Origin of the sequence: Staphylococcus sp. 2S1 (assembly GCF_046721335.1) — a bacterium.
Lineage (GTDB): Bacteria > Bacillota > Bacilli > Staphylococcales > Staphylococcaceae > Staphylococcus > Staphylococcus equorum_A.
The window spans coordinates 2,333,774-2,346,609 of record NZ_JBEUUJ010000003.1 but is presented as its reverse complement, the minus strand read 5'-3'; the positions used below and the strand labels follow the sequence as shown (position 1 = coordinate 2,346,609).

The following is a 12,836-nucleotide window of genomic DNA, read 5'->3' as shown; positions in this document are numbered from 1 at the left end:
TTAAAAACATGGTATTCGTTTTATAAATATAATAGAAAGTCTTGTTTAAATGTAAGTACTTTTTATTTTCGAATATCTTTTGTATAATTGCTTGTGGAAATGAGGGAGAATAGTATGATTAAATCCAAGTATACTTGGGATGTTAACGCACCAGAAACTGAGATTACAGAGGAAGTTTCATCAGAATTAAAGCTAACTCCTATTGTAAAGAAAATCTTAGAAAGTAAAGGTTTAACTGATAAACCATCAATTGATGATTTGTTAAAAGGCACTCAAGTCACACATGATCCATTGTTAATGAGCGATATGACTAAAGCTGTCGAACGCATTAATTTGGCGATAGACCAAAATCAAAAGATTTTAGTATATGGTGATTATGATGCAGATGGTGTAACGTCTACAACTATACTCGTAAATACGTTAAAAGAGTTAGGCGCACACGTAGGTTGGTATATACCGAATCGTTTCTCTGAAGGTTACGGCCCAAATGAAATGGCGTTTAAAAATGCTTATGAAGAAGAGATTTCACTCATTATTACTGTAGATAATGGCATACAAGGCCATGAAGAAATACAAATGGTACAAGATTTAGGCGTTGATGTGATTGTGACAGACCATCATGAAATTGGTAGAACGATGCCTAATGCCTATGCAATTGTGCATCCAATGCATCCGGAATTTGATTACCCATTCAAATACTTATGTGGTGCTGGCGTAGCTTATAAATTAGCACAGAATTTATTGGATGAACCACCTGCATATTTCCTTGGCTTAGTTGCTATAGGAACAATTGCTGATTTAGTCTCTTTAACGGATGAAAATCGAACTTTAGTTCAAAAAGGATTAGAAGTTCTTAACAATCATTGTCCACCATCTATAAGGGCGATTTTAAAACAAGTCTGGTTACAGTGATGAAATTAATGAAGAAACAATCGGTTTTATCATCGGCCCTCGTTTAAACGCAGTAGGTAGACTAGAAGATGCTCGCGCTTGTCGCAGAATTATTAATGGCTGAAACAGATGAAGAAGCAGATTTTCTAGCTGAACAGGTCGAATTCTTTAATCAAGAACGTAAAGATATCGTTGCACAAATTTCTGAAGAAGCATTACAAGTAGCTGAAGCACAAGTACAACAAGGCGCTAAATTCTTATTATTAGCTGAACCCAATTGGCATGAAGGTGTTTTAGGCATCGTGGCATCTAAAGTTGTAGAAACGTATAGTTTACCAACGCTTATATTAAATATCGATGAGGCGCAAGGCCATGCAAAAGGCTCAGCTCGTAGTATAGCGCAAGTCTCAATGTTCGAAGTTTTGAATGCACATGGTGATTTAATATCAAAATTTGGCGGTCATCATATGGCTGCAGGTGTGACGATGCCAATAGAACACATTGAAACACTGAGACAAGAATTAAATGATTGGATGACTCAACTTGCTGAAACAACATCACTTGAGCCACGTAAAAAAGTAGACGTTAAAATTTCAGAAGCTGATATTACAATAAAAAACATTCAAGATATTCAAAGATTACGTCCTTTTGGCACAGACTTTTCTAGTCCATGCTTTGAATTACAAGATGTCATTGTCAATCAAGCAAAAGGGATTGGCCAAGAACAGAAACATCTCAAACTCGTAATGGGTGAAAGTCAATTACAGGCTATCTTTTGGCAAAATGGGCACCTTGTTAAAGAATTAGGGGAACAACAACCAATTAATTGTATTGGTACATTGCAAATTAATGAATGGAATGGTTTTCAATCACCTCAATTCATGATACAAGACTTATCAAGTAATAATTTACAAATTCTTGATTATCGAAGTAAAAGTAAAGTGAGTGGCTTTGAGCAAAATTCAACGGATGTAGCTTACCTTATTCATAAAAAAAGTGAAAAACTAGGCGAAAATTATTACTTTTATGGTGATGAAATTCAGCAAAATTATGATAAATATGTTTTTCGTGATTTGCCTGCTTCTATACAAGAAATCAAAGATACTTTGAAAACCGTAGAAGTTTCACAAATTTATCTTGTTTTAAATCATGAACGCTCGATTTATTTCGAAGGCATGCCAAAAATGGAAACGTTCAAACAATGCTTTAAAGCGTTAGCTATGAAAAAGGAAACTAATTTAGCTAAAGATGGAATGCAACTTTGCCAATACTTAAATATACAGTCTAGTATGCTTAAATTCATCTTGAAAGTTTTCCTAGATTTAGAGTTTATCAAAGATGAAAATGGTATAATTAAGATAAATAGCGACTCTACTAAGAAAGCCATTGAATCGAGTAAGTATTATCAAGGTCGTTTAGAAAGAATTGAAGTTGAAAAAATGTTGCTTTATGAAGATTTTAATAATTTAAAGCAATGGATTAAGTCTGAACTGGTAGATAAATAGGAGGAAGTTTGAATGGATTTAAAACAGTATGTGTCGGAAGTAGAAGATTGGCCAAAGCCTGGAGTTAACTTTAAAGATATTACAACAATTATGGATAACGGTGAAGCATTTGGTTATGCTACAGATCAAATTGTTCATTATGCTAAAGACCGTGATGTAGATGTTATAGTTGGACCTGAAGCACGTGGCTTTATCATAGGTTGTCCAGTAGCGTATTCAATGGGTATTGGTTTTGCGCCAGTTAGAAAAGAAGGTAAATTGCCAAGAGAAGTAATTCGTTATGAATATGACTTAGAATATGGTACAAACGTGTTAACAATGCATAAAGATGCGCTTAAACCAGGTCAACGTGTGCTGATTACGGATGACTTATTAGCTACAGGTGGAACGATTGAAGCGGCAATTAAACTTGTTGAACAATTAGGTGGCATCGTTGTAGGTATTGCATTTATCATTGAACTTAAATATCTTAACGGTATTGAAAAAATAGAAGATTACGACGTAATGAGTTTAATCTCATACGACGAATAAAATATAAAAGTAATATAACAAAAGAAGCTCAGACATGTATTTATGTCCTGGCTTCTTTTTTTAATTTAAAATATATCCAATTTATTACAATAGGTTGTATTGTGGGTAGTTATCTGAGACTTTGTTATGAATATCATTCACTTGAACACACTATATAATATTTAAAAATAAACTTTATTTCCCCAATACTCACATGAACTCATTTATTTATTTAATAACATGTAGTATCATATAACTATTATACAAAATTTGACCTAATAAAATGAAAATACGTTACAATCGTAGTTAAATAAGATTAGATAAAACTAACGGAATATAATACTGGGTATCTAATAGCGATTAATATTTAGTATGGGGGTGTCTTAAGTGAACAATGAATATCCATATAGTGCTGATGAAGTACTATCCAAAGCCAAATCATATTTGTCAAAAGAAGACTATGAATATGTGTTGAAAAGTTATCATATTGCTTATGAGGCACATGAAGGTCAATTTCGAAAAAATGGTTTACCATACATAATGCATCCAATTCAAGTTGTCGGCATATTAACTGAAATGCATTTAGATGGACCAACAATTGTTGCGGGGTTTTTACATGACGTAATCGAGGATACACCATATACATTTGATGATGTTCAAGGTATGTTCAATGAAGAAATTGCAGTTATTGTAGAAGGTGTAACAAAATTAAAAAAAGTGAAATATCGTTCAAAAGAAGAACAACAAGCGGAGAATCATCGAAAACTATTTATCGCAATTGCTAAAGATGTACGTGTGATTTTAGTTAAATTGGCAGATCGTTTACATAATATGAGAACAATCAAACCGATGCCAAGAGAAAAACAAATTAGAATTTCTAAAGAGACGCTCGAAATCTATGCACCTTTGGCTCATAGATTAGGTATCAATACTATTAAATGGGAATTGGAAGATACAGCGCTTAGATACATTGATAGCGTTCAATATTTCAGAATTGTTAATTTAATGAAGAAAAAACGTAGTGAAAGAGAAGATTACATTCAAAATGCTATAAATCGTATACAAGCAGATATGTCTAGCATGAATATTGTTGGGGAAATCAATGGTCGACCTAAACACATATATAGTATATATAGAAAAATGGTTAAACAAAAGAAACAGTTTGATCAAATTTTCGATTTGTTAGCTGTTAGAATTATCGTGAATTCTATCAATGATTGTTATGCTGTACTGGGCTTAGTACACACGCTTTGGAAACCGATGCCTGGTAGATTTAAGGATTATATTGCGATGCCAAAACAAAATATGTATCAGTCATTACATACAACGGTTGTTGGTCCAAACGGCGATCCACTTGAAATACAAATTAGAACTTCTGAAATGCATGAAATCGCTGAACATGGTGTAGCGGCGCACTGGGCATATAAAGAAGGTAAGAAAGTAACAGAGAAAGCACAAAACTTTAATAAAAAGTTAAATTGGATTAAAGAGTTTGCAGAAACAGACAATACTACGTCAGATGCTGAAGAATTTATGGAAACACTTAAATTTGATTTACAAAGTGACAAAGTATATGCGTTTACGCCAGAAAGTGACGTTGTAGAATTACCTTACGGTGCAGTTCCTATTGATTTTGCATATGCAGTTCATAGTGAAGTAGGTAATAAAATGATAGGTTCAAAAGTAAACGGTAAAATTGAACCTATAGATTATGTCTTGCAGACTGGAGATATTGTTGAAATTAGAACAAGTAAACATTCTTATGGTCCAAGTAGAGATTGGTTGAAAATTGTTAAATCATCAAGTGCTAAAAGTAAAATTCGCAGTTTCTTTAAAAAACAAGACCGTTCTTCAAACATTGAAAAGGGTAAATTTATGATTGAAGCGGAAATCAAAGATCAAGGTTTTAGAGTAGACACGGTATTAAATGAGGAAAATATCGCCGTAGTAAATAATAAATATAATTTTGCTAACGATGATGACTTATTTGCCGCAGTTGGTTTTGGAGGGGTAACAGCCTTACAAATAGTGAATAAATTAACTGAAAAGCAACGTATTCAAGATAAGCAAAAAGCATTGAATTCGGCACAAGAAATTTCTAAATCAGTACCTATTAAAGATGACATTACAACGGATAGTGGCGTTTATGTTGAAGGTATTGAAAATGTCTTAATCAAATTATCAAAATGTTGTAATCCAATCCCAGGTGATGATATTGTTGGTTATATCACTAAAGGGCATGGCATTAAAGTACATAGAACAGATTGTCCTAATATTAAAAGTGAAAAAGACCGTTTGATTCACGTAGAATGGGTACGTTCTAAAGATGCCACTCAACGTTATCAAGTAGATTTAGAAGTTTCTGCTTATGATAGAAATGGGCTTTTAAATGAAGTATTACAAGCTGTAAATTCAACTAAAAGTAATTTAGTGAAAGTATCTGGCAAGTCAGATATAGATAAAAATGCTGTGATTAATATTAGTGTTATGGTAAAAAATGTTAATGAAGTTTACCAAGTTGTAGACAAGATTAAACAACTCGGCGATGTATATACTGTCACAAGAGTTTGGAATTAGAGGTGCAACATACATGAAAATAGTCGTACAAAGAGTAAAGGAAGCTTCGGTTTCTAATGAAAATATAGAAAATAAAATAAAAAGAGGATATTGCCTATTTGTTGGTGTTGGTAAAGCATCTACAGAGGCCGATATTTCTGCATTAGCAAAAAAAATTGTGAATGCACGGTTATTTGAAGATAATGATGGCAAGCTTAACTTAAATATTCAACAAGTAGAAGGTGAAATCTTATCTATATCACAATTTACATTGTATGCAGATGTTAGAAAAGGGAACAGACCAGGATTTTCTCATTCTATGCCTCCAGAACAGGCAAATGAATATTATGAAATATTTAACGATGCATTACGTTCTTATGGAATAAACGTGTTAACAGGCGAATTTGGTACGGATATGTTAGTGAATATTGCTAATGATGGACCTGTAACAGTGATTTATGAAAGTCAGGATGGCAAAATAGTATGAAAAAACTCGATACTTGGTTAGAAAAACATAATCTTAGAAATATCCCCACATTTATTGTCGCAGTAGCATTTGTCATTTTCATTATTACGATTATTGCTTTCTTAAATCATAATGATGAAAACAGTAGTACGATTTATATTACTGAAGATGCAGAATTAAGAACTGGACCTAACGCTGTTTATCCAGAAATTAATTCAATCAAAAAGGGACAAAACTTCCATAAAATTGGCGAATCTGGTAAGTGGATTGAAGTAGAATCCGGTAACAATGAAAAAGGCTGGGTGGTCTGGTTGGCATACGAATTTAAATATTCAAGCAGACGCTAACAAAAATGCTAAACCTTTAAAAGATAAAATAATTGTACTTGATCCTGGTCACGGTGGACGTGATCAGGGGGCATCAAGTAATACAAATAAACATAGTAAAGAGAAAGTATACACTTTAAAAACCGCTCAAGAGCTTAAAGCACTTTTAGAAAAAGAAGGTGCAACAGTGAATATGACACGTAGTTCAGATGAATATGTCAGTCTTAGCGATAGAAATATTAAAGGTGATGCTTATATTAGTATACATAATGATTCATTAAAATCAGCTAAAGCAAATGGTAGTACCGTTTATTGGTTTAAGAAAAATCAAAAAGCATTAGCAGAGACATTGAGTGCGAGCCTACAAAAGAAAGCATTATTAACAAATAAAGGCGCACGACAAGAAAACTTCCAAGTATTGAGACAAACAGATGTACCAGCAGTATTATTAGAATTAGGTTATATTAGTAATCCTACAGATGAAGATATGATTAGAGACCAATTACATCGACAAATTGTAGAAAAAGCAGTTGTTGATGGACTACGTGCATACTTCTCAGAATAAAAAGGTTGCATATTAGTCGTAAACTCGTTATTATTAAATATGAATTCTATATTAAAACCGCTATAATTCTTGAAAGTTCTAAACGAAATGGTAGCATTTAAACAATGCGAAGAGACATAATTCCTGGCTGAAAAATTATGCTTAGTAATTTAGAAATTTAACACAAGAAGAGGTGCTTTAAAAATAAAGCCGTGTAACGAACGTTATTCGTATGAAGTGGGTTATAAATTTAAATATTTATAACCAATTAGGGTGGCAACACGGAAATTCGTCCCTTGTATGACTATTAGTCATGCAAGGGTTTTTTTATTGCTTAAAAGGAGAGGTTCTATGATAAATATACCTAGAGGGACTCAAGATATTTTACCAGAGGAAACAAAGAAATGGCGTTATATTGAAGCAAAGTTAGATCAACTCATGGAATTGTATAATTACGAAGAAATTCGTACACCAATTTTTGAAAGTACTGAATTATTTGCGCGTGGTGTAGGTGGTTCAACGGATGTTGTTCAAAAAGAAATGTATACCTTTAAAGATAAAGGCGACAGAAATATCACATTACGTCCAGAGGGTACAGCGACAGTTGTGCGTTCATATATAGAAAATAAAATGCAAGGTATTCCGAATCAACCTATTAAATTATATTATAACGGACCAATGTTTCGTTATGAACGAAAACAAAAAGGGAGATATCGCCAATTCACTCAGTTTGGTGTAGAAGCTATTGGTGCTGAAAATCCAGGTGTAGATGCAGAAGTACTAGCAATGGCAATGCATATTTATCAGTCATTTGGATTGAAGCACTTAAAACTTGTTATTAATAGTATAGGTGATATAAATTCTCGTAAAGAATATAATGATGCACTTGTGAATCATTTTGAACCTGTAATCGAACATTTTTGTAGTGATTGTCAATCACGATTACACACAAATCCAATGAGAATTTTAGATTGTAAAATCGATAAAGACAAAGAAGAAATAAAAACAGCTCCAAGTATTACAGAATTTTTAAATGAATCATCAAAAGCTTATTACGCAGAAGTAAAACAACATTTAGATGATTTAGGTATTCCGTACGTAGAAGATCCGAATTTAGTTAGAGGATTGGATTATTATACACATACTGCTTTCGAGTTAATGATGGATAACCCTAATTATGATGGTGCGATTACTACACTGTGTGGTGGCGGACGATATAATGGTTTATTAGAATTATTAGATGGACCAAGCCAGACTGGTATAGGGTTTGCGTTAAGTATTGAAAGATTGTTACTTGCACTAGAGGAAGAACAAATTGAACTTAATGCCAATCATGAATTTGATTTATTTATTGTAACAATGGGCGATAAAGCGGACCGTTATGCTGTGAAACTATTAAATGATTTACGTAAAAATGGTGTGAAAGCAGATAAAGATTATTTACAACGTAAAGTTAAGGGCCAAATGAAGCAAGCAGATAGATTAAATGCGCGATATACAATAGTCGTAGGTGAACAAGAGCTAGAAGAAAATAAAATAAATGTAAAAAATATGGAGTCAGGTGAAACTGAAACTATTAAATTAGATGAAATGGTTAATTATTTCAAAAATTAAGGAGAGATATCATGAGTAAACGTACAACATACTGTGGTTTAGTAACAGAGTCGTTATTAGACCAAGAAGTAACATTAAAAGGTTGGGTACACAACCGTAGAGATTTAGGTGGCTTAATTTTTGTTGATTTACGTGACCGTGAAGGTTATGTTCAAATCGTATTTAACCCAGATTTTTCAGCAGAAGCATTACAAATTGCAGAAACTGTTAGATCAGAATACGTGGTAGAAGTTAAAGGGATAGTTAAGCAACGTGATCCTCAAACGGTAAACCCAAAAATTGAAACTGGCCAGGTTGAAGTACAAGTTTCAGATATCCAAATTATCAATAAATCTGAGACGCCTCCATTTGCATTAAATGAAGAAAATCAAAATGTTGACGAAAATATCAGATTAAAATATAGATATCTTGATTTACGACGCCAAGAGTTAGCACAAACATTTAAAATGAGACACCAAACAACACGTTCTATTAGACAATACTTAGACCAAGAAGGTTTTTATGATATAGAAACACCCGTATTAAATAAATCAACGCCAGAGGGTGCCCGTGACTATTTAGTACCATCACGTGTGCATGGTGGCGAATTTTATGCATTACCTCAATCACCCCAAATATTCAAACAATTATTAATGATTAGTGGTTTTGACAAATATTATCAAATTGTTAAATGTTTCCGTGATGAAGATTTACGTGCTGATCGTCAACCAGAATTCACTCAAGTGGATATTGAAATGAGCTTCGTAGATCAAGAAGATGTGATGGATATGGGCGAAGAAATGTTACAAAATGTTGTTAAAGATGTGAAAGACGTTGAAGTACCACGTCCATTCCCAAGAATGACATATAACGACGCTATGAGTCGTTATGGTTCAGATAAACCAGATACACGTTTTGGCATGGAATTAATCAATGTTTCAGAACTTGGTGAAATTATGGACTTTAAAGTATTCAAAGATGCTATCAATAAAGATGGTCAAGTTAAGGCAATTGTAGCTGAAGGTGCTTCTGATAAATATACAAGAAAAGACATAGATGCTTTAACAGAATTTGTAAATATCTATGGTGCTAAAGGCTTGGCATGGGTAAAAGTTGTAGATGATGGTTTAAATGGACCAATCGCTAAATTCTTTGAAAATGATCATGTTGAAAAGTTACAATCACTAACTGGAGCGCAAGCGGTGACTTGGTGTTATTCGTAGCAGATAAACCAAGTGTTGTTGCACAAAGTTTAGGCGCTTTACGTCTTAAACTTGCGAAAGAGTTAAACATGATTGATGAAACGAAATTGAATTTCTTATGGGTTACAGATTGGCCATTACTTGAATATGATGAAGATGTTAAACGCTATACTGCGGCTCATCATCCATTCACTTCACCAAAACAAGAAGATATTGAAAAATTAAGCACTGAGCCTGAGAATGTTCAAGCCAATGCATATGATGTTGTTTTGAATGGTTATGAATTAGGCGGAGGTTCTATCAGAATTCATGATGCTGATTTACAAGCTAAAATGTTCGAAGTTTTAGGTTTCACAGACGAACAAGCAAGAGAACAATTTGGTTTCTTACTAGATGCCTTTAAATATGGTGCACCACCACATGGCGGCATCGCATTAGGATTAGACCGTTTAGTTATGTTATTAACGAATCGTACAAACTTACGTGATACAATTGCCTTTCCTAAAACTGCATCTGCGACATGTCTATTAACAGATGCACCAAGTGAAGTATCAGAAAATCAATTAGAAGAACTTTCATTACGTATTCGTCATTAATTAGCGCAAGAAGTTTTAATTCTTGCTAATTTGAGATTATGTGTTATGATGTTCACATAAGATAGTCATCTGAAGTGTTCGTAAGTTTGCTTCATATTTGGGCCTAACACTCTTTGATCCGGGAGCCCAATGGGTTTTCTTGCGACGCACACGCCTCAAAGGAGGACTTGCAAAACAAGAAACAGGGCACCCACCTGTTATAAGCAGGCCGAATGATCAAGCACTTTATAACTACGGCACTAACGGACTCTATCGTACGCAAGACTTCGGTCTTGCGTATTTTTTTTGCTGAAATTTAAAATGTGAATGCTACGATTTCAAATAATGTAAGATAAATAATGCATTTTGTAAATATAAATATATGATAATGTTATAATAGTTTTGTTATAGCATATTAATAATAATAAGGAGTATTTAGATGAGACATCAATTTTCTAGAAATGAATTAGCCTATGGTCAAGAAGGCTTGGAATTATTAAAAGAAAAGACAGTTGTTGTGCTAGGCGTAGGTGGTGTTGGTTCATTTGTCGCTGAAGCTTTGGCACGTACAAATATTGGTCATATCATTCTTATTGATAAAGATGATGTTGATATCACTAACGTCAATCGTCAATTGCATGCGCTTACCTCTACAATCGGACAAAGTAAAGTGACTTTGATGGAGGATCGTATTAAATTAATTAACCCTGATTGTAAAGTGACTTCATTGCATATGTTTTATACGGAAGAGACTTATGAAGCATTGTTCAGTGAATATGATATCGATTATTTTGTAGATGCAAGTGATACAATCATTTATAAAGTACACTTAATGAAAGAGTGTTTAGATAGAGGGATTTCCGTGATTTCAAGCATGGGTGCTCGCCAATAAAATAGATCCAACACGTTTTGAAGTGGCAGATATTTCTAAAACACATACAGATCCTATGGCTAAAATTATAAGACGTAAATTAAAAAAATTAGGCATTCATAAAGGCATACCTGTTGTTTTTTCAGATGAAAGTCCAATTGTAATTAGAGAAGATGTTAAGGATACAGTGGGGGATGCTAATGCACCAACGAGAAAAGGACAAATGCCACCATCTTCAAATGCTTTTGTACCTAGTGTAGTTGGATTAATCAGTGCGGGTTATGTAATTAATGATATTCTAAAAGACATTCCTGTTACGCGTATTAAAGACAAAAAATAAAAAATGCTCAGTCATCAATAACTATTTTAAAAAGGTAGCTTTCCGTTTTGGAGAGCTACCTTTTATTGATTGTAGTGATTTATAATACATTTTATTTCTTTTTTTGTGAATGGTTAATATTGTCATAAACAGACTTAAATTGTTGTTCGCTTTTAGAAGTTGTTTTGGGCTCATAATAAATTCTATTTTTAAGTTTATCGGGTAAATATTGTTGTGAAACGAAGCCGCTCTCATAACTATGCGGATATTTATAACCGATTGCACGACCTAATTCTTTAGCACCTGCATAATGACCATCTTTTAAGTGGTCAGGAATCTGACCAACATGCCCCTTACGTATATCTGATAAGGCAAGCATCAATAGCTGAAATACCTGAGTTAGATTTTGGTGATAAACAAAGTTCTATTACAGCTTGGCTTAAAGGAATTCTAGCCTCTGGGAAACCTAGACGCTCAGCTGATTCTATTGCTCGCTAATGTACGTTGACCAGCTCGTTGGTGACGCTAATCCAACATCTTCAAAACTAATCACTAACAAACGTCGAACGATTGTTGGTAAATCTCCAGCTTCGATTAAACGTGCTAGGTAATGTAATGCGAGCATTGACATCGCTACCTCTAATTGATTTTTGAAATGCACTCATCACATCGTAGTGCATATCTCCATCTTTATCACTTACAAAAGCCCCTTTTTGCAAACAATCTTTAGCATCGTCTAGTGTGATATATCTATTGTCATCAGTCACTTTAGAACTTAATACAGCCAATTCCAAAGCATTGAGTGCACTTCTTACATCGCCTTGACTTTGTGTAGTAAAATAAGTCATTGCTTCGTCATCAACAATAGGGTTGTAAGTAGCGAGCCCACGTTCAGCATCATTGATTGCTCTCTCTAATGAGACTCTGACATCATCGTCATCTAATGGGTATAATTCGAAAATTTGAGCTCTCGAACGTATAGCAGGATTAATTGCATGGTAAGGATTAGATGTTGTCGCGCCAATTAATACAATTTTTCCATTTTCTAAGTGTGGCAGTAAAAAGTCTTGTTTGGCTTTATCTAAACGGTGTATTTCATCTAATAGTAGAATTACTTGTCCAGACATTTTTGCTTCTTCAACAATCAACTGCATATCTTTTTTGGTATTAGTTACAGCATTGAGTTGTCGAAACTTGAATTGCGTACTACCAGATATCGCTTTTGCAATACTTGTTTTACCTATACCGGGAGGGCCAAAAAATATCATTGAAGATAATCTTTTCGTTTCAACCATTCTTCTAATAATCCCTTTTGGACCTACTAAATGTTTTTGAGAAATAATTTCATCTATGTTATTCGGACGCATTCTCGATGCAAGTGGTTCGTTCGTCACAATCTGTCACACCTTTCTAATTCTATATTAACGTAAAAAATGATAGAATGTTAATATATAGTATTCGAATTAAGTGAGGTAATA

At 33.7% G+C, this 12,836-nt stretch carries 4 protein-coding genes, 1 other RNA gene and 5 pseudogenes; 9 read left to right on the top strand and 1 reads right to left on the bottom strand.

Annotation, left to right across the window (positions count from 1 at the left end; genetic code table 11):
• The first annotated feature begins 114 nt into the window (after positions 1-114).
• The 9 genes and pseudogenes from recJ to ABLV90_RS12220 all read left to right on the top strand — a co-directional run bounded on the left by recJ (position 115) and on the right by ABLV90_RS12220 (position 11,379).
• A pseudogene (gene recJ, locus ABLV90_RS12260) lies at positions 115-2,396 on the top strand (single-stranded-DNA-specific exonuclease RecJ).
• A 12-nt stretch (positions 2,397-2,408) separates the two neighbouring features.
• Positions 2,409-2,927: an adenine phosphoribosyltransferase gene (locus ABLV90_RS12255; protein ID WP_021339119.1), complete on the top strand. Its 519-nt coding sequence runs from the start codon at positions 2,409-2,411 to the stop codon at positions 2,925-2,927.
• Positions 2,928-3,293: 366 nt separating this feature from the next.
• Entirely contained in the window at positions 3,294-5,483 is a 2,190-nt protein-coding gene (locus ABLV90_RS12250) for a RelA/SpoT family protein (protein ID WP_460872699.1), read from the top strand.
• Between the two features lie 13 nt (positions 5,484-5,496).
• A complete protein-coding gene (gene dtd / locus ABLV90_RS12245; RefSeq protein ID WP_427704298.1) occupies positions 5,497-5,949 on the top strand; it encodes a D-aminoacyl-tRNA deacylase in 453 nt (150 codons plus the stop codon).
• Positions 5,946-6,819 (top strand): annotated as a pseudogene (locus ABLV90_RS12240) (N-acetylmuramoyl-L-alanine amidase). The gene dtd and the pseudogene ABLV90_RS12240 overlap by 4 nt, the downstream one beginning before the upstream one ends.
• Positions 6,820-7,149: 330 nt before the next feature.
• Positions 7,150-8,412, top strand: coding sequence for a histidine--tRNA ligase (gene hisS, locus ABLV90_RS12235; RefSeq protein WP_460872698.1), 1,263 nt, complete (start codon positions 7,150-7,152; stop codon positions 8,410-8,412).
• An 11-nt stretch (positions 8,413-8,423) separates the two neighbouring features.
• Positions 8,424-10,189, top strand: a pseudogene (aspS, locus tag ABLV90_RS12230) (aspartate--tRNA ligase).
• A gap of 63 nt (positions 10,190-10,252) precedes the next feature.
• Positions 10,253-10,442: non-coding RNA, 6S RNA (gene ssrS / locus ABLV90_RS12225), on the top strand.
• A gap of 165 nt (positions 10,443-10,607) precedes the next feature.
• Positions 10,608-11,379, top strand: a pseudogene (locus ABLV90_RS12220) (ThiF family adenylyltransferase).
• Positions 11,380-11,470: 91 nt separating this feature from the next.
• Here ABLV90_RS12220 and ABLV90_RS12215 read toward each other — a convergent pair.
• A pseudogene (locus tag ABLV90_RS12215) lies at positions 11,471-12,752 on the bottom strand (replication-associated recombination protein A).
• Between the last annotated feature and the right edge of the window lie 84 nt (positions 12,753-12,836).

Excerpts from the sequence above, each read along its gene's own strand:
- ABLV90_RS12255 (WP_021339119.1), top strand. The coding sequence starts at position 2,409 with ATGGATTTAAAACAGTATGTGTCGGAAGTAGAAGATTGGCCAAAGCCT.
- dtd (WP_427704298.1), top strand. The coding sequence starts at position 5,497 with ATGAAAATAGTCGTACAAAGAGTAAAGGAAGCTTCGGTTTCTAATGAA.
- hisS (WP_460872698.1), top strand. The coding sequence starts at position 7,150 with ATGATAAATATACCTAGAGGGACTCAAGATATTTTACCAGAGGAAACA.